15 protein-coding genes are annotated in these 26,438 nt (G+C 45.7%); 7 read left to right on the top strand and 8 right to left on the bottom strand.

Translation table 11 applies throughout. The features are described from left to right. Positions 1-2: 2 nt before the first annotated feature. The 3 genes from BGP76_RS09290 to BGP76_RS09280 all read right to left on the bottom strand — a co-directional run bounded on the left by BGP76_RS09290 (position 3) and on the right by BGP76_RS09280 (position 5,243). On the bottom strand, positions 3-875 hold the full coding sequence (locus BGP76_RS09290; protein ID WP_119844459.1) for a glycosyl hydrolase: 873 nt from the start codon (positions 873-875) through the stop codon (positions 3-5). 133 nt (positions 876-1,008) lie between these two features. Beyond that, entirely contained in the window at positions 1,009-2,886 is a 1,878-nt protein-coding gene (locus tag BGP76_RS09285) for a sulfatase (protein ID WP_119844458.1), read from the bottom strand. Then, positions 2,883-5,243 (bottom strand): sulfatase-like hydrolase/transferase, encoded by a 2,361-nt coding sequence (locus BGP76_RS09280; protein ID WP_119844457.1) that lies wholly within the window; start codon positions 5,241-5,243, stop codon positions 2,883-2,885. Before BGP76_RS09280 ends, BGP76_RS09285 begins: the two co-directional genes overlap by 4 nt. Positions 5,244-5,419: 176 nt before the next feature. On the opposite strand from BGP76_RS09280, the gene BGP76_RS09275 reads away from it, so the two are divergent. Continuing rightward, positions 5,420-7,024, top strand: a complete 1,605-nt coding sequence (locus BGP76_RS09275) for a tetratricopeptide repeat protein (RefSeq protein WP_158584197.1) — start codon at positions 5,420-5,422, stop codon at positions 7,022-7,024. A gap of 28 nt (positions 7,025-7,052) precedes the next feature. Here BGP76_RS09275 and BGP76_RS09270 read toward each other — a convergent pair whose 3' ends face one another. From BGP76_RS09270 to BGP76_RS09250, 5 genes are all read right to left on the bottom strand, one after another. Then, the gene (locus BGP76_RS09270) at positions 7,053-7,841 is read right to left on the bottom strand and encodes a c-type cytochrome (RefSeq protein WP_119844455.1); all 789 of its coding nucleotides are present in this window, start codon (positions 7,839-7,841) and stop codon (positions 7,053-7,055) included. Between the two features lie 4 nt (positions 7,842-7,845). Next, complete coding sequence (locus BGP76_RS09265) at positions 7,846-9,219, bottom strand: c-type cytochrome domain-containing protein (protein WP_119844454.1); 1,374 nt, start codon at positions 9,217-9,219, stop codon at positions 7,846-7,848. Positions 9,220-9,283: 64 nt separating this feature from the next. Next, positions 9,284-10,393, bottom strand: coding sequence for a 6-bladed beta-propeller (locus BGP76_RS09260; RefSeq protein ID WP_119844959.1), 1,110 nt, complete (start codon positions 10,391-10,393; stop codon positions 9,284-9,286). 168 nt (positions 10,394-10,561) lie between these two features. Continuing rightward, the gene (locus BGP76_RS09255; protein WP_073124277.1) at positions 10,562-12,058 is read right to left on the bottom strand and encodes a DUF1501 domain-containing protein; all 1,497 of its coding nucleotides are present in this window, start codon (positions 12,056-12,058) and stop codon (positions 10,562-10,564) included. Between the two features lie 7 nt (positions 12,059-12,065). Next, entirely contained in the window at positions 12,066-15,293 is a 3,228-nt protein-coding gene (locus tag BGP76_RS09250) for a DUF1553 domain-containing protein (protein WP_221409870.1), read from the bottom strand. A 155-nt stretch (positions 15,294-15,448) separates the two neighbouring features. On the opposite strand from BGP76_RS09250, the gene BGP76_RS09245 reads away from it, so the two are divergent. From BGP76_RS09245 to BGP76_RS09220, 6 genes are all read left to right on the top strand, one after another. Beyond that, positions 15,449-16,321 carry a helix-turn-helix transcriptional regulator gene (locus BGP76_RS09245; RefSeq protein WP_119844453.1) on the top strand — a complete coding sequence of 291 codons (873 nt, stop codon included), beginning with the start codon at positions 15,449-15,451 and terminating at the stop codon, positions 16,319-16,321. A 101-nt stretch (positions 16,322-16,422) separates the two neighbouring features. Next, positions 16,423-17,709 carry a sulfatase-like hydrolase/transferase gene (locus BGP76_RS09240; RefSeq protein WP_119844452.1) on the top strand — a complete coding sequence of 429 codons (1,287 nt, stop codon included), beginning with the start codon at positions 16,423-16,425 and terminating at the stop codon, positions 17,707-17,709. Between the two features lie 34 nt (positions 17,710-17,743). Continuing rightward, positions 17,744-19,438: a glycoside hydrolase family protein gene (locus tag BGP76_RS09235; RefSeq protein ID WP_119844451.1), complete on the top strand. Its 1,695-nt coding sequence runs from the start codon at positions 17,744-17,746 to the stop codon at positions 19,436-19,438. A gap of 418 nt (positions 19,439-19,856) precedes the next feature. After that, on the top strand, positions 19,857-21,398 hold the full coding sequence (locus BGP76_RS09230; RefSeq protein ID WP_119844450.1) for an alpha-L-fucosidase: 1,542 nt from the start codon (positions 19,857-19,859) through the stop codon (positions 21,396-21,398). Position 21,399: 1 nt separating this feature from the next. After that, entirely contained in the window at positions 21,400-23,898 is a 2,499-nt protein-coding gene (locus BGP76_RS09225) for a glycoside hydrolase family 2 TIM barrel-domain containing protein (RefSeq protein ID WP_158584195.1), read from the top strand. Between the two features lie 9 nt (positions 23,899-23,907). Continuing rightward, a complete protein-coding gene (locus BGP76_RS09220) occupies positions 23,908-26,340 on the top strand; it encodes a hypothetical protein (RefSeq protein WP_147407437.1) in 2,433 nt (810 codons plus the stop codon). Positions 26,341-26,438 lie beyond the last annotated feature (98 nt).

Here is a 26,438-nt window from a genome sequence, read left to right as displayed (position 1 = left end):
TTCTATTCTTTCAGTTTCCAAGTACGGATCCATTCGTACTGGGTGGTTCTTTGCTCCCAGTTGCCACGCTTGACCATGCCTCCGTCTTCTGGTACTGGATTCCAGCTATAGGTCTCGATGGCCATATGGAGGAAGGCTGGCATATCCCAAGCTACTTCGGGGTGGATGGAATACACATATTTTCCATCGAGGAAAAACTGGATTTCTTCTGGTGATTTCCACCATGCGGCATAGACGAAGTAGCGTTCGTGGTTTTTGACATCCGTTTTTATTGATTTTTGAAGTTGGAGTCTTTCTACACACTCTGTCGGGCGGTGGATGGCATTGGAGTGATAGATTTGATCCCACTCGCGCGCCCATTCGTCCGATAGTTCTGTGGTGTGTCCGACACACTCCTGTATGTCGAGCTCCAGCTTTTTCTCACAATCATAGCGAGACATGAGCCAAAAGGTCGAGGACATCTCCGTAGCATTGGCTTTCATTTTACATTCGTAGTACCAGCCGACCTGTGCGGGCGCAATGGATCGTACGATACCTCCTTGATAGATAAACTCTTTGTCGTTGAGGGTGACGGTGGAATCTAGTACCCCGACTGTTACAGCGAGCTTACCGTTTTGTATTTGCACATTTTCGGCACGAAATAGTCCCGGAGGTCTACCGATCCATCCCCAACCATTGGCCTTGGGCTCGATTTGCCACTTTTTGGTGTTGACTTTCTTTCCTTCAAACTCATCCGATAGGGTTTTTACTTTCACCCATTTGCTGTCTGCTGGTTTGGGGTCTTCGCCTGGTAGAAAAGTCGGCTGGGCATTAGACACGATTGCTAAGGATAGCGAGTAAATAATCGTGAAAAATGAAAGGATATGATGATTCATAGTATGCGTTAATTATAAACTCCAAAACTAAAAAGAGAGCGTCAAGAGCTAAGAGAGAGAAGGTGCCAGAAAAGGGGGGCATATCCTTATTTTTGAGTTGTGTGAAGATTTGCCCTCCTAAAAAAAACTCTGGCTAGATGCTTATATTCAACCCGGTCAATCTCCAGCTTACCATTTTGTCCTTTCTGACTTTAGATTGTAGTTGCTTGAGGTCTATCTCGAAGGTATAGTGGTGAGGTGCAGACCGCAGTAGCATGATCGAGTTGAGGATTAGCAGTGCTTCGGTGGGGTCTTGGCTTTGGTATAGACAGTCCACGAGTTGTTTTGCTGGATCAAGTGCTTTGCTTAGACCTAAAAATTCTGCCGCCTTTACCTGATTGATAAGCAGACTGTCTTTGTGCATTACCTGTGTTACTTCTTCAGTCAGTACCATGGCTTGCTGGCCAAAACTGCTACAAGTCATCAATGCCCAGTACCTTTCCCAAGGATCGGAAGAAGACAATGCTGTGATTAGTTTCGCCTTTGCATCATCAAAAGACTGTAGGGACAGGTCTGCTATTTGTGCATATTTCTTGATGTCTGATTGGTGTGTTTGACCGAATGCCACGGGATTGTCAATGGCTTGGTCGAGTAGGAAATATTCCGGATAAAAGGATAAATCGGGCATGTGGGTTACCCATGTGTTGAGCTTCTTTCTAAGCGCAACTAAGGTCGGTGCAAAGCTGGGGTCATCAGCCAGGTTGTTGGTCTCATAAGGGTCGGCTTCCACATCGAAAAGCATCTCTGGGGGACGAGATTCGAAAAATGCCGACTGTACTTCGTTGAGCTGGTGTCTATGGTGTTTGTCTTGCCAGTCCTGATAGGCCAGCTGCTTGTAGCGGTAGTTGTTGAGCAGTCCGTCGAAATTGTAGGGTTGGTAGTTTCGGATGTACTTGTAGGGACCCACGCGTATGGAACGAACCTGGTCGTATTTCTCATCGAAGCGATCTGCATAGCCGTAGGTAGTATTTCGTTGCTCTAGTTTGTTTTTGGTCAATCCCTGTCCCAGGAAAGGCTTTCCATCCATGGGCGATAGTGTAGGCAGCCCTGCAAGACGCAGTACGGTAGGTGCCAGATCGATGAAACTCACGAATGTCTCAGTGGCACTACCGGGTGCCCATGCACTCAGATGCTTGTAGGCTGGCGGAATGTAGGCCACCATAGGCACATGCAGTCCAGTTTCGTAGATGTAGCCTTTGCTGCCAGGGAGTACGCCTCCATGATCGCCATAGTAGAAAATGATCGTGCTATCGAGTAAATCGTCTTGTTTCAACTGAGCAATTACCTCGCCCACTTGCTCGTCCATTTGTTGGATTTTGTCACGGTAGTAGGCGTTGGTATAGCGAAACACACTATCGTCAGGGTGATTGGGCTGTACTTGATAGTCTTCAAGTTTAGTTTGTGTAGCATTGTTTTGCATTTCCTCTGCCGTGAAGTGCAAGCGAGACTCATGTGTCGTGCCTATGTTGTGGACATAGAAGAAGGGCTGGCCGCTTTGTCGATTTCTCCAGCTGGCCTTATTGGACGATTCGTCCCAGACACTGTCACCTTTGATGAAGTTGTAGTCTTCCTTGGCGTTGTTGGCTGTGTAGTAGCCTGCTTCTCTCAGATAGTGAGGAAACATACGCAATGAATCCGGCATGGGTGCGGCCTGTATATTGCGGTGGTAGTTGGTGAGTGTACGTGGACCGTAGCAGCCCGAAATGATCGCCGATCGTGCCACACTGCAGACAGCTCCATTCGAAAAAGCACGGTCGAAGCGTACGCCCTGACTTGCTAATTTTTCGATGTGTGGTGTTTCTATTCCGTTTTCGTCAAATAGCCGCATGTAGTGCTTGGAGTTGTCTTCGGAGACGATCCAGACGATGTTGGGGCTGGGCAGATTGCTTTGCTCTGGCTGACAGGAGCTACCAATCCCTGCAATGAGCAGGAATTGGCAAATGATCGTGAGGTTATTGAAGTTGATTTTCATTGTTTGATGACTTTAATCGAAAGAGGTTCTGACTTTGTAGTGATTTTCAAAATATAGGTGCCCTTGGGCCATTTTTGTCCAATGGTCTTAGAAGGATACTCTTGGATGGAAATATCCTCGATGTGTTGACCAGAGAGGTTCCATACTTCAATATGCTCATACTCGCTAGGGAGTGAAGATATGTCCAGCTGTTCGTGGAATGGATTAGGGTAGACATAGCTCAATTCATCTTTTTTTTTAATATCGAGTGTCACATCCTCTTCTTCATCTTTACGAATTTCTGGCTGAGTGTACACCACGCAGATGTCAGATTGTCCGTCAGGTAGCGTGGCAGTGATACCTGCGTATCCCTTGCTGAGCAATGTCACTTGACCATTTTGATCTACAGTGGCCACTTGAGGATCGCTGCTGGACCAGCTGACTGAGCCCGAACTGCCTTCAATCGTGTAGTCCAATACTTTTTGATCTTCTACGGTCATTTGGATTCGGGTAGGTACAATGTCAATTTGGGTGATATCTGGGATGATGTCGTCAGGAATGTCCAGCTTTTTGTCATCCGACCCGAGAGCAAAATCTGATCGATCATACGTGTTGATCTGCGACCAATCACATTCGATACGGCCGTCACCCAGTACGATACGGCCTAGTTTGGTACGGAACCAATCGCTGAGTGCGGCATAAGCTTCTTGATTGGCCAGGTTGTTTTGCTCGTCTGGGTCTATTCTTAGATCATATAGTGCTAGATCTACTTCACTGGCTTCTGCCTCCAGTGCCCATTGGATATCTTGGTTGGGCACTACATTTCCTCCTGGTTTGGCATTGCTAGGTCTGGTTCGCATGGAAAACGCAAAATTCTTGTTGCGCAGATAAGCGCGTGGGCCTACTACATGATTCATTTCGCCGATGATGTATTCTTTCTCCTCTTTTTCTTCTGACAAAAGTTCAGCCCAGTCGTACCCGTCTAGGTGCTGGTATTTGGGCTGAGTTAGGTCTGCTCCAGCGGCAGCCAGCATGGTAGGTACAAAATCTACGTATTCTGCAAGACCGTCGTACACAGTGCCTACGGGGTACTTGTCTGCACGGGAAGAGGCGACTATAGCCGTGCCCTGCGTCGATAGTCGCCAGGGGGTGAATTTGGCTTCTATTCCTTGCTCGCCTAAGTGCCATCCGTGGTCTCCCGATACATAAAGTATCAGGTATTCTTGTCCATTTTTTTTGCTGTAGTTTTTGAATGCATTGACAGCTTCGCCCACCAGATAGTCACCATAGGCACAAAAGGCATAGTAGTCACGGATGGCTTGCTGCTTTTCCTCTGGCCTCAGTCCGTCTATTTTCAGTTTTTCGTAGAGGGCTTTCATCTGAGGAGGAAGCTTATCTACTTCTGATTGGTCAAAGTCTGGCACCTCATAGTTTTGGTCTTTGAATTGATCTCTAAACTCCTTGGGAGGAAGTACTGGAGTGTGTGGGAAATGGAAAGACAAATTGATGAACTGTGGCGATGATGGATTAGCACCAAACATGGTCTTGTCAGCGAGTGTCTGGTACTGCTGACCTTGGTGGCTGAGATAGTTTTTAAATTCCTCTAAGATTCTTCCATCTACTGTTTTGTCTTTGGGCATGGGGCTTTGTCCCCCGATAATCAGGTCGGGATTGCTACGTGTATAGGAGTAGAGCAGGTCTAATTCTTCTTCTGCTTGCGCTTTGTTTTCCAGGTCTTCGGTTGTCAGACCACCTTTTCTATCAGTAAAATAAAATAGCTCTCTACCATCAGGGAAGTAAAACTCAGTTCGGGTACCTATATTTTCGCCTCCTTCCCAATAGGCTCGACTGTACCAGTCTGTAAAGCCAAGCGCACGAAGGTCGTTTTTGTAGTCCATTTCATAGTCGTAGAAGTTCAGACTGCTCCAGGTTACGCCAGGACCCCATTGGTAGATACGGTAGCCACCTTTGCCTAGGAGAGAGGTTTGATACCCCAGCTCTTTCATCATTTGAGGGAGGTTTTGGTTTACAAAATCTGGTTGGTCATGGGTTTGTTCAAAGCCATATATACCAGCATGGTGTGGATACTTGCCTGTGATCATACTGCCTCTTGAGGGCGCGCAAGCTGGAGAGTTGCAGTAGGTGTTGGGGAAGAATACGCCTTCGGCCGCCAACCCATCGATATTTGGAGAGGATACATGACCGAGCGGGCTGTCTTCTGTACCTGTAGTGCTCAGGTTGTAGATGCTGTTAGAGTCCATGCGCTGGTCATCGGTCATGATCCAGAGGATGTTGGGTTGCTGAGCTGGTGTCGTGCCAGAGAAGAGGATGCAAAACATCAGTGTGAGTAAAATTTGAAATAGTCTTTCTTTTTTCATGTCGTAAATAGTCGTGTATGGACGACAAGGATAGGAGGAGTTTTGAGAAAACAAGATAAAAGTATCTCTACAAAATATCTACATTGCAGTGTTGAGCGAGTCTCTAGTTTGTGTCAGTTGCCGGGTAGATGTAGATTGATAAAATGTTCTTTTTGATGCGTATGGAAGTGTTTTTTATGAAATATGTAAGCGTAGTAGGGTTGGTTATCCCCCTGCTATTAGTAGGGAAATCCCCTCTACAAGCACAACTCGAAGTAGATCGGGTCATGCAGGAAGGTGATGAAACAAATCACCAGGCCGATATCCGAAAATTTGAACAAATATATGATAGGGCATTGCGTGATGAGGATACGCTACAGATGATAGAAGGTCTATTAGGGATGGGAGAAACACACTCCCGTCTTTTACAGTTTAGTGAGGCCATCGATGAAATAAGTGAAGCAGATTATTTGGCGCAGCAGGTCGCTGATACCATACAGTGGGTGGAAGCAAAGGTACAAATGAGCCGTATCATGCGATCGTTTAGAAAGGACTCAGTAGCCTATGATTTGGTTAATCAAGCGCATGATTTAGTGGTGAGACGGGGTGGCGTATATGCTAGACACAAACTCCCGGGGATCTATTTTGAGTTGGCCGTACTCAACCGAACGATGGGGCGGGTAGAAGAAACGCAAAAATACTTGGATCGCTTTGAGGCAATAGAGAATGGTGATCCTGAGTCTTATTATTTTCGGTTGGAAAAGGCTCGACTTCTTTTGCTTCAGGGCGATGAGTATGGTGCACAAGCGTTACTGTTGGATCTGGAAATGGAGCTGACTGAGGCGCAAACCAGTGGTACTGTGTCTATGCCACAGGCGTCATCAATTATTTTTGTATACAGTCACCTTGGTCATTTGTATGATGATCAAGGTGATATGTCAAAGGCAATAAGCTATTACACCATGGCGATCCATGAGATCGATAGACTTCAGCATCATATCGGTCATCAGCAATATCTCTATAATTACCGTGGACGGTTGTATTATCAACTGGGTCAGCACCAAAAGGCCTATGATGATCTGGTAAGGTCACGTGAGATTTCAGAGACGTTTTTTGGAGCAAAGAGTGGGCTGAATCGCGGTTTTTTTGATCTGAGAAATAGGTATCAAGAGCGCTTGGAGGCACAGGAACAAGTGATGGCACAGCAGCAATTGTTATTGGCCAAACGAGAGACAACCATCTTGTGGTTTAGGGCGATAGTAGCCGTTTTAGTTTTGTTTTTTGTGGTTTTGGCTTTATGGATGCGAAATAGGAAGCAAAAAGCTAAACATAGGAAGGAAAAGGAATTACTCCTCCAAAAACGGGAAGAAGAAACTAAAAGAATAGCTCAGGTACTGGAGTACAAAAATAAGGAACTCACTACCTATACACTTAAGTTGGTAGAGAAGGAAGAGCTGATCGCTGAGGCAGTAGCTTTTGCGCAAAAGTATCGTGATAGTGAGGGTGCTCGGTATTTGATCAGAAAACTAAAGCAATCGGCGGATGATAGTTGGGAAGAGTTTCACAAAAGATTTCAGGATGTCTATAGTGGGTTCTATGATCGATTAATTGAGAAATACGGAGACTTGAGTCCGAACGAGCTCAAGCTATGTTCTCTCATTCGCCTTAATTTTTCTGTCAAAGAAACGGCACAATTGCTCGGTATCTCACCGACGAGTGTTAACATGGCACGGTACCGATTGCGAACCAAGCTCGCTCTCGATCGAGAGGTCAATCTTCATAGTTTTATGACACAAGTCTAATAGAACCGAAAGGGGGAGGTAGTCACTGTCACCATTGGATCAGCTCGTAGAAGTCTGCACCAGGAGGGAGCCAACTGAGCGATAGCGTGTCATTTTTGCCTGTTAGTTGGTGGGTGACAGCTATAGGTTGTGATCCTTTTTGTAGATCGATGACAGCTTCACGGTTTTTTGGGTCGAGAGGTAAGAGGATTTTATCTCCAATTTTGATTTGGCCTTTCCCGGTTTTGATCAATCGAATAAAGTACTTACCCGTTTTAGGGATTGGCAGTTGTCCTGTGAATTGAATGGTTGTTTTTCGATCATGGGAGGGGAAGGACTCAGAGCCTAGTAGATGAATCGAATGCGCACTACCTGTTTGTATCGGTCTGCCCTCATGTAGACTCTGCCAAGAGAGAATGGTACTGTCTACCTCAGCAAGCTGGTGCATAGAAGTAGATTGAGCGTAGCGATCCCAAAAAGTATCACGCCTATCCTCTAGAGAAAGGATCCAATCAACGAGTAAGCTGAGTTCCTTATCCTTAATTAATGGATGTCTAGACATGACTCCACCATACCACAGTCCGCCACCACCTTCTTTGATTTTGGTCATCAGCTTGGGTTTGATGCCGTACTCGCTATGGTAGCGGCGTGAGATGTCCAAATAAGGAGGGCCGACTAGTCGATCTGAGATGCTGTGGCAGTGCAGGCAGTCCATTGTCAGCAAAGTCTCCGTGGCAGACTTTTGGGGAACTTTGACTGACTGATGTCCTGGCTTGCTATTGCAGCCGAGTAGACCAATTAGTATCCATATGGACAAGGAAAGAATGATAGGTTTCATGCGCTTAGCTCCCAGAGATCAAATTAATGTTTTGATGTGTTTCTCTAAGTGAAGCTAGACTTTCTTTATCAATATTGGTTTGCCAAATGTATACAGTACTCAACTGAGGCCAGGCCGCTACGTGCTCTATCGTGAGTGTGGTGACTTGAGTCGCGTAGAGGTTTAAACTTTTCAATTGGGGTAGATGCTGTAGGGATTGAATTCCTGAATCACTAATCGTGTTTTGACTCAAGTCAAGGTGCTGCAAAACGGGCATGTCTGAGAGTATTTCTAGATCTATATCCTTTAGATCACAGTTGCGCATTTTTAAACTGAGTATGTTGTTTTTGAGGAGACCGAGCGCCTCGTGATGGTGCAACCGGTTCTCTTTCATGATTTTTGTTCCATTGAGGGTTACTTCGTAGGCATGACTCCCTGCTGCAAGTTCGCGTACTTCATAGCCCAGCGCTGTGAGTCTTTCAATTTTGTCTAATGACACAGTATCCAAGTCAAGTTGGGCTTGGCCAGCTTCAGCTCCCAGCTGTAGTTGAAGCAGCGCAATGTTTGAAATCTCCTCATCGGGATCAAGTGCTACGAGTAAAGTGTCAAAATCAGCATTGCCTGTCTCCAGCCAAAACTTTAGAATCGCAATTTCCTCTTTTGTAAGAGGGGTTTTTCCATCAGGAGGCATTATCTCTTCATGATCGCTAGGCAGCGTCACACGGTGAAACAGTTCGCTAGAGGATGGATCACCTGCTACGATGAGACTGCCATGTTTTCCACCTTTCAGATAGTCTTCGATACTAGATAGAGAAAGCCCGCCTTTTTTCTTGTCTTGGTTGTGACAGCTTTTACATTTGTTGGTGATGATGGGGTGCACTAGGTCACCAAATAACTGTGCTTGCTGGATATCTGTTACTTTGGGACGAGCCAGTGGATCGGTGGTTTTGGGCTTGAAGGGCATGTAGTAGGTCAGGTAATCTGACCCATGTGTCATGTTGCCTCCTAGGTGACCTGTAGCACTCAAAGATGTCATCACGAGAGCTAGCAGACCTAGGTAAAGTTGGGTTTGTCGTTTTGTGAAATTCTCCCAACCGACTTTGAGCACTAGTGCTACTGCGGAGACTACTGTAGTGACGATACCTGCCCACATGTGTGCATCGAGCATGTCTGGAGAATAATCGCCACTCGTACCGAGCATAAAGCCCAGTACACTGGCTGCTACGGCACTGACCACTCCCAGTAGGAGTGCAAAGACGATGGCATTTCGGACATTGGCTAGCCAACCGACTCGTTCGGCTACCTCCATCAGTACAGCGATCATCAAAAAACCAATAGGCAAGTGCACCAGAAGTGGGTGAAAACGACCAAAAAACAATATCAAGTTTGATTCTTCCATTTGTGTTATTTCGTTCTAAAACCAGATAAGTGTTGAAATATCTGCCTGATCTAAAGGTCAGGTTTCAAATACGCTCTAGCTTAAAAGGAGCCGTTCTTAAGGCATTCCATTGGCAGATATATAGGTTTTTGTCTTCATCTATACAGACGTCATGTCCGTGGAAAATGGGACGGTCAGCCAGTTGGTAAGTAGGCTGTAGGATGCCTTTTTTGTAGACAGGTGCTTCGGCTCCTGGACATGAAACTACCTGATCTCCTTCTAGTACTGTTACAAACCCTGTAGGTTGCTTCCAATCAAAAATGCCTTCACGATCTTTGCTCCAGCACACGCCTGCATAGAGGTTTTGTTCGTCTATCACCGCACGACAGACCCACATGTTGGGTAGGTGGAGGGTTTTGATGTATTTTCCCTCCAGCGAAAAGAATTTGTAGGAGTTGTCCCCTCGTGAGGAAATGATCAACATGGGGTTTTGAGGGTCGCGGGTATCTAGTGTCACGCCATGGGCATTATTTAGGTTGTAATTAGCATCTGTATTATTGTGTCCTCCCCAGTGTCGTATGTAGCGTCCGTTTTGGTCGTATTGTAGGATGATATCTTTGCCATAGCCGTCTGCTACATATATGTCCCCATTGGGTGCAACAGCTGTTTCTGTAGGACTAAAAGTTTCACCTGGCTCATATACACCGATGGTAGCGGGATGGCCAATATCAAATAGGATTTTTCCGTCAACAGTCGTCTTGGTTACTCGTCCATTGTGATGCCTGTACGAACCATCATTGTTCATCTGCCAACCACTGTCGGCGATGAACAGGAAGTCTTCTTCTCCTTCTTTAGATAGTGTGAGCCCATGTCCGCCTGGAAAAGAGCACCCCCATGAATCAATCACTTTGCCGGATTTGTCAAAGACGATCACGTTGTTGGCCTTGTGATCGCCCAGCATGATGAGTCGTCCCTTGCTGTCCATGACCATCTCATGGCAGTTGAGTATGGGTAGGTTAGAGTTCCACATTTGTGCCCAGTCTTCGATGAGGCGGTATTGATAGTCACCGTGTCCTAGTATTCGTTCTTTGGCTACCTTTTTAGAATCGATAATATTGGCTCCAAAAGCTTGGGTTGTACCCAGAGCTCCTGCAGCTAGTGTACCTTTTTTGATGAAATTTCTTCTTGCGTTCATTGGTTTGAGGTATAAAGACCTGACAGGTTTTTTTTGAAACCTGTCAGGTCTGCTGTTTTTTTGTTTGTTTTCTAGCAAGGTCTATTTCTGAAGACCTTGAGGCGATATATGATTTATTATAAATCCTCCAAGGGGTCAAAACCCTTGGAGGATTGGTGTTAGTACGGATCAACTCAAAATATCTTTTACCACATGACCATGGACATCAGTCAGTCTGAACCTACGTCCTTGCGCTTTGTAAGTGAGCTTTTCATGATCTACACCCATTAGATGGAGTAGAGTCGCATGAAAATCGTGTACATGAACGGGGTCTTTGGTAATATTGTAGCTAAAGTCATCTGTTTCTCCGTGAGTAAATCCTGGTTTGACTCCTGCGCCGGCCATCCACATCGTAAAGCACCTCGGGTGATGGTCTCTGCCATAATTATCTTGTGTGAGTTTACCTTGAGAATAGACAGTTCGACCAAATTCTCCGCCCCAGATGACAAGGGTGTCTTCCAATAGTCCGCGTTGTTTGAGGTCTTTGACCAAGGCTGCCGTGGCTTGATCCGTGTTTTTACATTGGTTTTTGATGCCTCCTGGTAGATGGGTGTGCTGATCCCATCCTCTGTGGTAGAGCTGTACGAATTTCACATCTTTCTCCAACAGCCTTCTTGCTAATAGGCAGTTGGCCGCATAGGTGCCAGGATCTCGACTATCTGGCCCGTACATATCGAATGTCTCGTCAGACTCAGAAGAGAGATCAGTGACTTCAGGTACCGAGGTTTGCATTTTGAAGGCCATTTCATATTGGGCAATGCGTGCGTTGATTTCAGGATCACCGTAGGTGCTATGTTGTACTTCATTCATCTCTTTGAGATAGTGCAACATGCGCTGACGGTCTTTTCCTTCATAGTTTTCTGGATTATTGAGGTACAAGACAGGGTCTTTGCCTGAGCGAAACTGTACGCCTTGATGTTCGGTAGGTAGGAAGCCATTGCCCCATAGACGAGAGTAGAGCGGTTGTCCACCTGCATTTTTGGAGACTAGGGTGATGAAGGTGGGTAGGTCTTGGTTGTCAGTGCCTAGACCGTAGCTCGCCCATGCACCAATCGATGGCCTACCAGGTAGTTGATGTCCTGTTTGAAAGAAAGTAATGGCAGGGTCATGATTGATTTGTTCGGTGTACATCGATTTGATGAAACAAAGGTCATCTACTACTTCGGCAGTATGTGGCATCAATTCACTCACCCATGCACGACTTTCGCCATATTGATCAAAGGTGTATTTGGAAGGAGCAATGGGAAGTGAACTTTGCTGAGCACTCATGCCAGTGAGCCGTTGTCCTCCTCGTATAGATTCGGGTAGCTCTTGCCCAAACATATCGGTGAGTTTCGGCTTGTAATCAAAAGTTTCGAACTGTGACGGCCCTCCGCTTTGGAACAGGTAGACGACACGTTTGGCTTTGGGTAGATGATGTGGGAGTCCAGGGATGCCTTTGATTCCGCTAATGGGGTTGTCGCCTCCTGTGCCAGCCAGTAGTCGGTCTGCACCGAAGAGTGACCCTAGTGCTATGGCGCCAAGCCCCATTGAGGTTTTGGTCAGAAACTGTCTTCTGTCCATTTGTTTTTCTATTTTCTTGAGATCCTCACTGTTGGATCTTAGGATGTCATGATGATGGCACATAGCAGTTTTATCTTTTGGTAAGTGTTGCGTCTGAATTGATGATGACACTGGCAGTCACAGCATTGGCGGCTATCAGTGCAGGATCCAAAGCCGGATCGATTTTGTATTCCCCTGTTTCTAACCAGCCTTTGGTTTTTTCTTTGTCGGACTGCATGATTTGATATTCTTCTTTTCTTAGCGCTGTGAGTAGGGTCAGTTCTTCTGCTTTTGGCGCTCGGCCGGTAAGGCTCCTATAGGCCCAGATGAGTCCTGTTTCCAGGTCGTCGAAAGCCGCTATTTTTACAGCCATGATACGTGCCGCTTCTATATAGGTCGGGTCATTGAGTAGTACCAGCGCTTGCAATGGCGTATTGGTCTTTTGTCTTCGCACAGTACATTCGTTTCGATCTGGCTGATCAAAGGTCGATAGTGTGGGGTGTGGGACGGTTCGTTTCCATATGGTGTAGAGCGATCTTCGATACAGTTTGTCGCCTGTGTCTTGTGGGTATGTGGCACTGTTCATCGACCACAGGCCCTCTGGCTGATAGGGGTATACGCTTTCTCCTCCTATTTTTTCATTGAGTATGTCACAGGCTTTGAGTGCATTGTCTCTCATCATTTCACTAGATAGTCTAGTCTTTGGCCCTCGGGCTAGGAGGATGTTGGTCGGATCCTGCTCTAACAGCTCTGGTGAGGCAATAGACTGCTGACGATAGGTAGCTGACATCACGATGGTTTTTTGCAATGCTTTGACATCCCATCCGCTTTCTACAAATGTGACGGCTAACCAGTCGAGCAGTTGTGGATGGCTGGGTTGACTGCCTTGGTTGCCAAAATCCTCGGTTGTTCGGACGATACCCTGACCGAAGTAGTTTTGCCAATAGCGATTGACTGCCACTCGTGCGGTCAAGGGATGTTTTGGGTGAGTGAGCCACTGCGCTAGTCCTAGTCTGTTTTTTGGCAAACTATCAGCCATGGGTAGGATACTCTCTGGGGTGTTAGGATATACCATTTCGCCGTGGGCGTCATATTGTCCGCGTTCGAGCAGGTAGGTTTGTCTAGGTTCATTCATCTCTTTCATCACCATGACCTCTTGTACTTGCTCCATACTGTCTGCTTGTGAGGTGTAGTAGTATTTTAGTTGTTTTCGATGTTCTTGATAGATTTTGGAGTGATGCTGTAGGTAGTATTCGCTGAGCAGCTGGTATTCTGTATCCGTTAGTTCTAGAGCTTTTTTTGCGAGGAGTATTTTAGCACTATCCTTGTCTGCTAATTGTAAAACCTCTAATGCTGTGATGTCATCGTTGTAGATAACTATATCGTCGACCAAAGCATTTTTGATACCTTGTCCTCGCCATCTTGCACCTATTTTAAGCCCAGGTTCGGCAGGGTTCTTGGAGATTTCGGCTTTACTGTCACTGTATAGGATGTCTTTGTAGAGATTGTCTTTGACTATATCTGTATTTTGTAATTTCCCATCCATATATAATTTGAGTCCATCGGCTTGGCTGGAGCCATCGTAGGTCATCATTACATGAAACCATTTGTCTCTGGGGATGTCCTTGTTGGTCGTGCGAATGATGGCGTTGTCTGGCCAAGTTCGGGCTAGCATCAGTTGGAGTTGATCATCTTTTAGGTAGAGTTGATAGCCTTTGAAGCCGTGAAGGCGGCTGCCGAGGTTTTTGTGAAAGATGACGCCTTCTTTGAGGTCTGTGGGGAGCTGCAGCCACATACCGATACTAAATCGGTCGCTCCGACTGTATATACCGATAGGCTTGAGATCTAGCCATGCATCTCCATCCAGTTGTAGACCCTGTCCTTGTTTGCCTTTGATGAAATTCGCTTTTTCACCTTTGCTGAATTTCCTATCCATCTTACCTATTTCTTTGCCTACTTGGTTATGTAGGTTATGATCCAGTGTGAAATGAGCTGCTAGGGAACTGACGGGGGTGGGGTTGAGAGTGTGAAATTGTCCAGATTGAACCCATTTTGCTATGTGGTCTTCCTCTGCTTTCTTGATTTTATTGAGTTGATCTTTTTGAGTACTTAGTTTTTGATCTATGAAAGCAAGGATGTCTTCTTGTTCATCTGTGGTAAGCATGAGTGTAGGAACAGGCATGTCTTCAGGGTCCCATGAGATCTGGCCTGTTTCGTTTATGTTGTTGAAAAAACTGGATAACTCAAAGAAGTTCTTTTGTGAGATGGGGTCGTATTTGTGATCATGGCATCTAGCACAGGCGAGAGTCATTGCCATCAAGCCTTGACCTAATACAGAAGTACGATCTGAAACGTACTCTACTCTAAACTCTTCATCGACGATACCACCCTCCATGTTTTGAGGATGTAGCCTGTTGAAACCAGTCGCTAGGATTTGTTCTCTGCTTGGATTAGGGAGCAGGTCACCCGCCAGCTGCCATGTAAGGAATTGATCATAGGACATGTTGCTGTTAAATGCCTCAATTACCCAATCGCGCCATGGGCTCATATCACGGTATCGATCGACCGTATACCCGTGCGTATCTGCATATCGTGCTAGATCCATCCAATCGGTAGCCATTTTTTCTCCATAGTGGGGAGAGTCCAATAGACGATCTACCTGTTTCTCGTAGGCATCACTGCTGTTGTCTGCCAAAAATCTATCCGTATCCTCTACACTTGGAGGGAGACCTGTTAGATCTAGAAATAGTCTACGTAGGAGTGTTTCTTTGTCCGCTTCTGGTAGAGGTTGTAGTCCTTCGAGACTTAGGCGATCTTGGACAAACCTATCAATTGGGTTTTGGGACGGATGTTCATTTTCTGTATCAGAAAGAGAAGGGAGAACAGGGGGAATGAAAGCCCAATGGTCTTTGTACTCGGCTCCTTGATCGATCCATTTGATCAATATAGCTTTTTCCCGTGAATTCAGTGAGAGATTGGATTTGGGAGTAGGCATGACGTAGTGAGGATCATCGGTGACAATGCGGTGAAATACCTCTGATTGATTGAGTTGTCCTGGGACTATAGCGTATTTGCCTGGAGTTTCTGGTAGTTCGGCATATGCTCCCTCTGCTAGGTCTAGACGGAGACTGGCTTTTTGTGTGGCTTTGTCAGGACCATGGCACGCAAAACACTTGTCAGAAAGGATAGGTTTGACATGGGTGTTGAAATCCAGCTGCGCAGGCAGTTGATCTAGTTTTGCCTGTATGTCTTTGGGTAGATCTGGGCTACAAGAGAAGCATACAGTGATTGAAATAAGCGCAATCCAGCGGTTTATCATATCTACTTAGTCTTTCATGGTTTTTGTAAAATCAAAAGTAGATTTTAGTTTTAATCTACTTTAGGATGAATCCGAGTAAAAGATGTACATTTCAGATTTTTTTGTTTTTATTAGTTTGTTTTATAGCTGTATAATTGTGTTTTATTTATTCATTTATGTACAAAACCTTACAGACACTTCGCTTTTCATTGCTCAATGCAGGTCATGTCAAACTCGATACACGTTGGAATTATGATAAGGTGATAAGCCCATTTAGTCGGTTGTACTATACCGAAAGTGGAGAAGGACGGGTCTATCACCATGACAGAGAGTGGGTGCTGAAGCCAGGTTATATGTACCTTATTCCCAGCTTTAGTTACAGTCGCTACAGCTGTGCAGATACGATGAGTCAATACTACATTAGTTTTTTGGAGGAAGTAGGTGAGGGGCAGTCCATTTACCAAATCAAGAAATTTGACTATGAAGTGAAAGCAACTGATCAAGACCTGCAATTGATGAAGAGGTATCTGGAGCTTAACCCTAACCGTTCGTACCTCGATGATGATCCGAGCGTGTATGATAACCAACCTGTCTTGATGAGTTTTCTGCAGAAAAACGAAAAACTGACAGCTTCTGCCATTCTGGAGTCCAGAGGGATTTTACTCACTTTATTCTCTAGGTTCGTAAGGGAAGAAAACCATGAGCCAACCAAGGGGAATCAGACCTACGAACTAGTTGCCCAGACGGCACGGTATATTGATCAGCATCTCACAGAGACACTGACGGTCGAGTCGTTGGCAGATCAGGCACATCTCAATGTCGATTACTACTCCAAGGTGTACACCGAGATATATGGTATGCGCCCTGTACAGTATATCCAGCAGCAGCGCATTCATCGTGCGCAATTGCTGCTTACCACCACGAATTATTCTTTGATCGAAATTTCACATCGCGTGGGACTTCCGAATATGTCCTACTTTTCGCGTTTGTTCAAAAAAATCAGTGGAAGTTCTCCCGGACAATACCGAAAGGATATTTGGCAGCACTAGTGAGGGGTAAATTGTTTCCCCCTGTGATAGGTGTTTTTTTACCTCCCATGAGATCAATTGGATAGAGATACATTTGTTAGGTATCAAATCCCTTCATACTCATGCAAAAAAGCCTTGTTGTTTTCTTGATTGCTTTTACGTCAGTCGTTTCGTCCTTTGCCCAACCCAATATTCTGTTTATCGAATCGGATGATCAGAGCAATCAAGCCGTGGGGGCTTTCGGACATCCCGAGATGAAAACGCCGAATATAGACCGAATCGCGGATGCAGGCGTGTCGTTTACTTCAGCTTACAACATGGGCTGTTGGTCACCTGCTGTATGTGTCCCTAGCAGGACGATGCTTTTCTACGGTAAATATCTCTGGGACTCCCAAAAAATCACCAAAGATAATGCCCCGAAAGCGATGCCTGAGCTACTCAAAGAAGCGGGCTATTCCACCTATATGACTGGCAAGTGGCACGCCTGGGGCAAGCCCGTTGCTCAGTTGTTTGACAGTCTGGGGAGTATTCAGCCTGGACAGCTCAAAACCTACAACAGTCCCGAGGGACATATCACAGATGTGACAGGCCGAGAAGCGGTTTCGTTTATTGAGAATTATCAGGATGACGCACCATATTTTCTGTATGTGGCTTTTAATGCACCGCATGTGCCTCGCCAAACGGAGCAAAAATACTACGATATGTATCCCACCGATGAGATTGGTTTGCCTCCTAGTGTGGTCGAGGGTCCCCTCAATCCCAACATCGAGTACAACTATACCAACGCTCCTCTGAGCAAGAAAACCATGCGCAACCGTGTACAGCAAAACAGTGCGATGGTCACGCATATGGACGATCGCATTGGCGACATCTTAGATGCGCTCAAGGCCAGTGGGGAGTATGAGAACACCATCATTGTCTTCATGAGTGATCACGGGATTAGCTTCGGCGAGAATGGTGTGGCAGGCAAGGTATGTCTCTACGAACCCAGTGTCACTGCACCTTTGATCATCAAGGCTCCCGGTATGACGCCTGGTAAGCAGCATGCGGAGCGAGTTTATCTACAGGATATCTATCCTACACTGCTGAGTATTCTAGGTATAGATCAGCCTGATGCTGTGGCTTTCCAAAGCTTGATACCTTTGGTTGAGCATAAACAAAAACCACGAAAATCTATCTATTTGGCGATGTTTGATAGTCAAAGAGGGATTATATCTGAAGATAGAAAAATGATTATATACCCTGAATCTGGGGATTGTGAACTCTACGATTTAGAGAATGATCCTTGGGAAACAACGAATCTTATTGGGTCGGACAAGTACCGAAAGACAGAAATGAAATTACTTAAAGAGCTGAGGAAGTGGCAAAATGAGGTTGGAGATACGCTCTCCATTCGAGACTTCAGGTAGCCTTTTTTCAATGTGATGAAATAGAAAGATTGATATGGCTAGAAGGAAAAGAGTGTTTATTAAGAGATATGTCGTCCAGATAGGAAGTGTCGGAGTGCTAGTATGTGCGATATTACAAGTGTTTTCAGTGGTAGGCCAAGACATAGGTCGTCAGCGACCCGAAGGCTGGGAGCAACTCGTAGAAGGGGGACGTTTTATGGATTTGTTTCGGCCTATCCCGTTACAAGGACCTTTGACGGTTCATACGTGGGGAGCTGACGCAGTTCGTCCTAGATCCGTGTACAATGGGCTGGAGGATGATGAATACTCCTACTGGGGCGGTAATATGATGATGGACGAGGCAGGGCGTTACCATCTCTATGTGTGCCGATGGCCAGAGGGTGACCCCAAGGGACACATGGCTTGGCCCAAAGCAGAGGTAGTACATGCGCTATCGGATCACAGCTTGGGACCATTTGAAGTTAAAGATCGTATTGGTAAGGGATATAATCCAGAGATTCAACAGTTGGCAGATGGTAGATATATGCTCTATGTTCATGCTGGCTACTACCTCTCTGATGATTTGGATGGTCCTTGGGATTACCATGATTTTGAGTACGATCAGCGCCAGCGCCCAGTAATGGATCACATGTCTAACTTGACTTTTGCACGTCGAGAGGATGGTTCTTTTTTGATGGTATGTAGAGGTGGAGGTGTGTGGTTTAGTCAATCTGGATTGCCTCCTTATCAGCAGGTCAGTATAGCGAGTATTTATCCTCCATATGATGGAAACTACGAAGATCCGGTTATATGGAGGGATCATGTCCAGTATCACCTCATCGTCAACGATTGGCTAGGAAGGGTGGCTTACTATATGCGTTCTAAAGATGGCATTTGTTGGAAAATGGACGGGGGAGAAGCTTACCAGCCGGGTATTGCGCGCTACGAAGACGGGACGTTAGTGGACTGGTACAAGTTTGAGCGGATTAAAGTGTTGCAAGATAAGTTTGGTAGGGCCATTCAGGCTAATTTTGCTGTCGGAGATACGCTCAAACATCATGATCTTGGATATGATAAATACAGCGCAAAGAATATTGGGATTCCCCTCACAGTTGGCCGTTTGATGACTATTTTGGACACAATCAAAATAGAGAAAGCAACGCGTCAAATCAGTATCTTGATCAGAGCGGAAGAAGGGTTCGATCCACACGAAGATTTGGATGTGAACAGTCTACGATTTGGTGCTGCTGAAGTGGTGAACAGAGGAGGAGGTTGTCGAGTGGTGCGCAGTAAGCGAAGTGGACAGGATTTGATTCTGACTTTCAAAGCAAATGCACATGGTTTGACGGATGATCATTTTGCAGCCAAGTTGCTGGGAAGAGACAAGGAGGGGGAGTTACTATTTGCTTATGCCCGTTTGCCATGGGTGGATTACTACGAGCCAGTACTCTCAGCCCAATACCCAGAACTGTCACTGGACGGTAACAAACTCAAAGTAGCTGTGGAAGTGCAAAATTTTGGGCAAGTTTCATCAGGTCAGGCTAGTTTAGAAGTCCTTTATAAAGTTGAAGACAAATGGAAGTCTTTGAGCAAAGCGATAGTTCCTGTACTGATGCCTTTCGAAAAACGTACAGTTACCACATTTGCTAGAAAATTCGAAGAACGAGATGTGAAGGTACAGCTCAAGGTAGCCATTCATCAGTTGGATCAAGAATATGAAGTACTGGAAGGTTCAGTGGTGATTCGTTAATAATATCTCAAACCCACATTGCCACTCTTGCTCTGTGTAGCAGTTTAGCTATGGGAACAATCCCAATAGTCAGATAGGAGGCGATTCAAAAAAGGCATGACTGTACTTGACTGGTTCTAGGGTACCAAATCAAGCGTCTATTTCTACTGAGGCGTGTACTCTCTTTGCGTGTTTAGGTGTGAAGAAAAGATCACATGGAGCGAAAGAAGTAAGGACTGATCTTAGTTGAATCCCAATGAGGTAAGATCTTAGGATAGGTCTGGAGGGTAGATTTTGATTGGCAATATGGGAGGGCAATAATATCCCCCTGTTGTGACATGTCATATACCTACCCTCCCTTGTGTGTTATTGACCTACCATTGTTTTCTCTTTCGAGAAATCTGGTCAATAGACCATCTAAGTAATTTACAAAGTCACCATGAAGCAAAGTGTTATAATATTGGCGTTGACCCTAGGCATAACGGGTTCAATAGTCGCTCAAAAGAAAAAATACAAACCGACCACCGAGTCACTGTCTACTTATCAGATACCTGAGTGGTTTTTGGATGCCAAATTTGGGATTTATGCCCACTGGGGTCCCGTATCTTCGGCTTTCGAAGGGATCGATCCCGACAAGTGGTACGGGGGATGGCATGGCAAACAGATGTATGAGGATGGGCAAAAAGTACCGACAAAAAGCGGTCAGCCTACCAACAACCATGTGCATCACAAAGAGAAATATGGTGACCCAGCTGAGTATGGTTATAAATACCTCATCGAGCAGTTCGATCCGTCGGGGTTTGATGCTGAGGTATGGGCAGATTTGTTTCAGAAGTCAGGAGCTAAATTCGCAGGACCAGTAGCCATGCATCACGACAACTTCGCGATGTGGGACAGCAAGGCTACCCGATGGAACGCTATGAACTATGGAGGGATTGACCCCTCGGCAGACCTCAAGAAAGAGATAGAAGCACGGGGGATGAAATTTATGGCCTCTTTTCATCATGCTTTTACATGGAAGTATTTTGCGCCAGCACATGCCTATGGTGGAGTAGCTCCAGAAGATTACGATCTCTATACCAACCCTCACTCGCTGGAGTCGGATACTCCAGATGCAGACTTCTACAAAAACTGGTGGGCGGTGCTCAAAGAGTATATCGATACTTATCAGCCAGACTTGCTATGGTTTGATTGGTGGTTGGAAAACATGAGCGAAGAGACTCGCTATGAGTTTTTGTCATACTACTACAACCAAGCAGAGAAGTGGGGCAAAGAAGTAGGTGTGGCTTACAAAGAGAGTACTTTTAGTGAGGACATGGCCATCAAAGACTATGAGCGTGGTAGACCCAACCAGCCTAAGAACCCGGCTTGGCTTACAGATACATCCCCAGGAGCATGGTTTTACAGACCCAATGCTAAATTTAAGACACCCAACGACTTAGTCGATATCCTAGTCGATATTGTGTCAAAAAATGGATTGATGCTTCTCAATGTTCCCCCAAATCCTGATGGGACTATTCCTCAAGTGATGGAGAATTTACTCGTCGAGATGGGAGAGTGGTTGGAGACCAATGGTGAAGCGATCTACGGTACACGGCCGTGGCTGGTCTTCGGGGAGGGACCTACTCGCTTGCCAGAAGGCGGACACAAAGTCGAAAAACTGGAAATCATCTATACAGATCGAGACATACGCTATACCAAAAAATCAGACAAGGAGTTTTATGCCATCGTGATGGACAAAACAGAAAATGATATCGTGATGAAAACGCTGAGTACGGATATTGGTGTGCTTAATTCACAAATCCTAGAAGTGTCACTACTGGGTAGTGATGAGAAGTTGAGTTGGAAACGAAACCACAAAGGACTGGTCATCACAGCACCAAAGCAATGGCCAGGGAATTATGCCTACGCGTTTAAAATCAAGCTTGAAGGATATGTTGAAAATAATATTGGGGGGGACGTAGCAGCACATGTGGATTGATATGAAATTGAGGATAAGAGGCTTCTTTGCTCTACTAATTGTTTTTTCGAGTTTGGTGGGGTGTCAAGATACTACCATACAGCGAGAACAGCGGTTGTTCAATGAGGACTGGCAGTTTCATCTCGGAGAGGTGGACGATCCTAGTGCTTCGGATGTATCATGGGCAGAGGTGGTATTGCCGCATGATTGGAGTATTCGACAGTCCTATCAACCAGAAAATACTGCGGCGAGTACGGGTTTTGTACCTGGTGGCATAGGCTGGTATCGCAAATCCTTCAAAGTGCCAGAGGACGGTCGTCAAACGACAGTTGTATTCGATGGTGTATACTGCAATGCAGAAGTATGGATCAATGGCGAGTATCTCGGGAAACGACCCAATGGCTACAGCTCTTTTGCACATGAATTGACGCCATACTTACGATATGATGTGCCCAATACCTTGCAGGTCAAAGTGGATCACTCGGCGTATGCCGATACGCGCTGGTATACAGGGTCAGGTATCTATCGGGATGTCAGTCTAGTACGTACTCATCCTGTGCATGTGGCACAATGGGGACTACAGATCACGACTCCACAGGTGTCAGAGAGCGAGGCAGAGGTGCGCGTCAATGCGCAAATAGTAGGAGTAAGCCCCGAAACAGAAGTTGTATTGGATATACTCGGTCCTGATGGTGCTCTAATAGGGACAACAAACATGACCGAAAGCAGCGTAGGCTATAGTGCCGTTTTGAAAGTAGTCAACCCACAGCGCTGGGGGCTAGAGACGCCAGCGCTCTATCAAGCTGTGGCACATGTCAAACATCAAGGACAAGAAGTAGATCAGCAAACCCAGAACTTTGGGATTCGAAGTATTCGTTTTGATGCGGATCAAGGGTTTTTTCTCAATGAAGAAAGCGTTAAAATAAAAGGAGTGAATATTCACCATGACGCAGGTGCTTTTGGCGCTGCTGTACCTAAGTCCATCTGGGAATACCGGGTAGCACAACTCAAGTCAATAGGCGTCAACGCCATTCGTATGTCACATAACCCACATTCTCCGCTACTTATGGAGGTCTGCGATGAGTTGGGCATGCTGGTGATGGATGAATTCTTCGACGAGTGGCACCAGCCCAAAGGGAAGAGCCTAGTTTACCTAGGTGACAACCAAGCGAAGGGAGACATTGCCCAAGGATATAGTGATGTTTTTATGGAATGGGCCGAGCGCGATTTGAAAGATTTGATCCGTAGAGATTTCAATCATCCATCAGTTATTATGTGGAGTATAGGCAATGAGATTGAGTGGACTTTTCCAGATTATTCCAAAGCTTTTTCTGTCATCAATCCTAATCATGCAGGCTATGGGCAAACCCCAGAGTTTGATCCTGAAAAAGTAAAAGCAACATTTGATGAGGTGACGGGAGGAGTAGATTCTCTCGCTCTGATCGCAGGGATGCTTTCTGAGTGGGTCAAGGAGATGGACACCACACGGTATGTTACCTGTGGAAGTGTGCGTCCGTCTATCGCTGCAGCGAGTGGGTATGCAGATGCTGTAGACGTACTGGGGTTTAACTATCGGGCGGAGTGCTATGATGCGGCGCACGAAACTTACCCTGAGATGAAGATTATAGGGTCGGAAAATTGGGGGGCTTATTCCGAATGGGAAAATGTCGCGAGCAGGCCATTTGTGGCTGGGATGTTTGCCTGGACAGGTTTCGCCTACATGGGTGAAGCGGGTCCTTGGCCAAGAAAAGGACTGGAGATTTCCTTCTTTGATTATGCAGGATTTAAAACGCCAAGAGGCCACTTTTTCGAATGTCTATGGGTCGAAAAACCCAAAGTGTATGCCGTCACAACTCGGGCTGAAGAGTCAGAATTTTCATATGACCCTGAGTTAGGCTGGCGATTCGATATGCAGATGACTGCACCGCCAGTATGGAGCCAGCTTCGTCGATGGGAATGGTATCAGAATATACATCCCTACTGGAACTATGAAGAAGGCGAATTAATCGTCGTGCAGGCTTATAGCAACTGTGAAGAAGTCGAATTGCTAATCAACGAAAAGAGTCTTGGAAGAAAATTGCGAAGTGATTTTGCAGAGGATAACATCGTCAAGTGGAAACTGCCCTATGAGTCTGGTCAACTGACGGTAAAGGGCTACAATGAAGGACAGTTAGTGACCGAAGATCAACTAATATCAGCTGGAAAGGCTAGTACTGTGATGGCTACTGTGGCATACGGTGCAGCCGAAGGTGATGATATCATACCTGTGGCGCTACAGCTACATGATGCTGAAGGGAATCCGGTGCGTCACGAGGAGAGTCAGATTAAAATAGCGCTGGCTGGTGCGGAGCTGGTCGCTGTAGACAATGGTTGGGAGAAAAATGTAGCAAACCATTATTTGCCGATGATTACCACCCATGAGGGACGTGCTATGCTTTTCGTGAGAGCACTTGGAGAGCAGGAGATTACTTTGAATCTAGAGACGGGTTCCTTTACAGAAAAGCTAACGTTGACTGATTAAATTAACAGAATGCAGTATTTAACGCTCCGATTTTTAGTTTGTCTTGGTTTGATCTGTCTATCTCATTTGTCGGTGAGTCAGATCGTGCTCATGGGGGAGAATCCTCCATTTTCCAATGTCAATGATGGCGATTTTAATGCAGTTAGAGGCTATTGGCGCCAAGCCAAACAATCACCATTTTGGACGACTAGAGTCATAGAGGGTGAGCAGCTTATGGGTATTCATTATGGTACACTTTTTAGCAGCAACTCTGTGGGGGTAGCCGAATCAGGCCAATTGAATAATAATCCCAAGTATCAAAAAATGAGGGTGGGAGATATCTGGCAATGGCAATTTGGAGCAGATTTGGAGTACGTGAGTGAAGGTACGATGACGGTGAGCCTTGTTTTTGGCGAACATGAGAGAATACTCTCTGATAAAGTAGAACTCGTAGGGTCAGACAAAAATGTAGAGCACTTTAGTGGTATTTATACATTAACAGATGAAGATGTCGCTGCGGGTTTTCCTTTTGTACGTGTCACATTTTATTCTGGTCAGGATATTAAAGTATATCTGCACTATGTCAATATATGTGTGACCGCACCCACATATGCCGGACCTGAATCGTTGATGACTGCTACTGCTCTCGAAGGGATTTCGTTGAGATGGAGTGATGCTTTAGCAGCAACTGAATCTAGGTTTTATGTATATAGAAATAGTGGACGAAAGAGCAAATATCAGAGAATAGCTACAGTGAAAGGGAGACAATATTTAGATCATGATATCGTCTCTGGACGAACCTACGATTATCTTGTGACCCGACAGATGGGGGAGCAAGAGTCAGGGGCTTCTCCATTGGCACAGAGCCGTAAAATAGATGATGTTTCTCCAAACCCACCACTTGGACTGACTGCAGAGGCTTTTGATACAGAGGTGAAGTTGCGATGGGATCGAAGTAGCGAGGCTGATGTTGATTTTTACACTATAGAGAGAAGAGCACAAAGTGAGAACGACTGGGAGTGTATTACAGATCATGTGTTGCAAAATCAATACGAAGACCTAAGACCGCCAAAAGGACAAAAGCTTAGCTATGTAGTCTATGCTCATGACTATAGCGGGAATAAAAGTCGTGGGTCTGAACCCGTACTTACCCAAGTCAAAGCGGTGGAGGGTGCTTCTTTTATTGATTTGATTCGACCCATGTCGATTCATACTGAGCTGCGCGAAGATCTCTGGGGAGGAGATGAGGTACTGCCTCGTGATCCCGACAATGGTATAGAGCACCCAGATTGGTCATACTGGGGAGGGCATCCAATTAAAGACCAAGATGGAAAGTATCACATGTTAGTGGTACGCTGGCCGGAAGATGGGTTGAAAGGGCATTGGGAATGGCCTAATTCTACGGTGGTACATAGTGTGTCTCATGAACCCGAGGGACCATATGTACCGACGAAGGGTGTAGCGTATGCGTACAAAGAAGGTTTGGGGCACAATGCCGATGTTATTCGCCTCAATGATGGAAGCTATTTGCTCTATGCCTTGATTGACTGGGAACCCACTTTGTTTACTTCTGAGTCTATGTCAGGCCCTTGGAAACGTGAGGGCGTGATGCAAATCGACTATGATACAGCGTACTGGGACGATGATAGAGGATATCAGGTCGAGCGAAATTTATCAGGAGTACAGCTTGAGGATGGTAGTATGCTTTTTGTGACCAAATTTGGTAGAATGATAAAGAGTACTGAAGGACTATTGGGGCCATACAAAGTACTGACTGATGTAATACAAAAGAATGAAAGTATTCCAGAGCGCTATCGTCATTCTAACTATGAAGATCCCGTCATGTGGCGTGACGAGGTGCAATTTCATCTATTAATCAATGCTTTCCTTGACAAGCGTGCAATTTACCTTCGGTCGCCAGACGGTATTCGATGGACTTTTGATCCAGGACTAGCCTATGACCCTGAAGTGACGAGGTATGTAGACGGTACAGATACCCATTGGTACAAACTGGAGCGCCCCCATGTGATTCAGGATTCATATGGTCGAGCGACTCACTTATCACTAGCGGCTCTTGATGTACCAAAGGCAGATGATCTTAGTAATGATCTCCACAATTCCAAGAACCTGATCATCCCCTTACGTACGCATTGTCGATTAGATTTGATCAGTCCAAATGTCCTTGACGCAAAAAAGATAAAAGTATTGATAAGGGATGAGTCAAGTTTTGAAGCCATGGAGTACGTCGATATTGCTTCCTTGCGGTTTGGTGCTTCATCAGAAGTTAACTACGGTCGAGGGGCAAAGGCCTTGAAATACGAGAAGGTGAAAGAAGGTTTACTTGTGACTTTTGATGGGATGAGACACGGATTAACTGTAGAGGACTTTACGGCCAAGCTTATCGGTAAGTCGAACTCTGGTGAGTTAATTTTGGGGTTTATAAGACTGCCCAGTAGTCGATAGGGTTGGCTTTCTGTTCCCAATAGAGGGGGGGAATTGTTTACCCCCAATATGCGTGATCCCTACCTTGTTATTTGCTGTCATCTGTATCTATGTTTATC

It is taken from the genome of Reichenbachiella sp. MSK19-1 (genome assembly GCF_003590315.1).
Lineage (GTDB): Bacteria > Bacteroidota > Bacteroidia > Cytophagales > Cyclobacteriaceae > Reichenbachiella > Reichenbachiella agariperforans.
The sequence above is the reverse complement of the archived record's forward strand: the minus strand, read 5'-3'. Positions and strand labels throughout refer to the sequence as shown.

Bases quoted from the DNA above. Each gene is read 5' to 3' on its own strand.
- BGP76_RS09290 (WP_119844459.1), bottom strand. From the start codon at position 875: ATGAATCATCATATCCTTTCATTTTTCACGATTATTTACTCGCTATCC.
- BGP76_RS09285 (WP_119844458.1), bottom strand. From the start codon at position 2,886: ATGAAAATCAACTTCAATAACCTCACGATCATTTGCCAATTCCTGCTC.
- BGP76_RS09280 (WP_119844457.1), bottom strand. From the start codon at position 5,243: ATGAAAAAAGAAAGACTATTTCAAATTTTACTCACACTGATGTTTTGC.
- BGP76_RS09275 (WP_158584197.1), top strand. From the start codon at position 5,420: ATGAAATATGTAAGCGTAGTAGGGTTGGTTATCCCCCTGCTATTAGTA.
- BGP76_RS09270 (WP_119844455.1), bottom strand. From the start codon at position 7,841: ATGAAACCTATCATTCTTTCCTTGTCCATATGGATACTAATTGGTCTA.
- BGP76_RS09265 (WP_119844454.1), bottom strand. From the start codon at position 9,219: ATGGAAGAATCAAACTTGATATTGTTTTTTGGTCGTTTTCACCCACTT.
- BGP76_RS09260 (WP_119844959.1), bottom strand. From the start codon at position 10,393: ATGAACGCAAGAAGAAATTTCATCAAAAAAGGTACACTAGCTGCAGGA.
- BGP76_RS09255 (WP_073124277.1), bottom strand. From the start codon at position 12,058: ATGTGCCATCATCATGACATCCTAAGATCCAACAGTGAGGATCTCAAG.
- BGP76_RS09250 (WP_221409870.1), bottom strand. From the start codon at position 15,293: ATGATAAACCGCTGGATTGCGCTTATTTCAATCACTGTATGCTTCTCT.
- BGP76_RS09245 (WP_119844453.1), top strand. From the start codon at position 15,449: ATGTACAAAACCTTACAGACACTTCGCTTTTCATTGCTCAATGCAGGT.
- BGP76_RS09240 (WP_119844452.1), top strand. From the start codon at position 16,423: ATGCAAAAAAGCCTTGTTGTTTTCTTGATTGCTTTTACGTCAGTCGTT.
- BGP76_RS09235 (WP_119844451.1), top strand. From the start codon at position 17,744: ATGGCTAGAAGGAAAAGAGTGTTTATTAAGAGATATGTCGTCCAGATA.
- BGP76_RS09230 (WP_119844450.1), top strand. From the start codon at position 19,857: ATGAAGCAAAGTGTTATAATATTGGCGTTGACCCTAGGCATAACGGGT.
- BGP76_RS09225 (WP_158584195.1), top strand. From the start codon at position 21,400: ATGAAATTGAGGATAAGAGGCTTCTTTGCTCTACTAATTGTTTTTTCG.
- BGP76_RS09220 (WP_147407437.1), top strand. From the start codon at position 23,908: ATGCAGTATTTAACGCTCCGATTTTTAGTTTGTCTTGGTTTGATCTGT.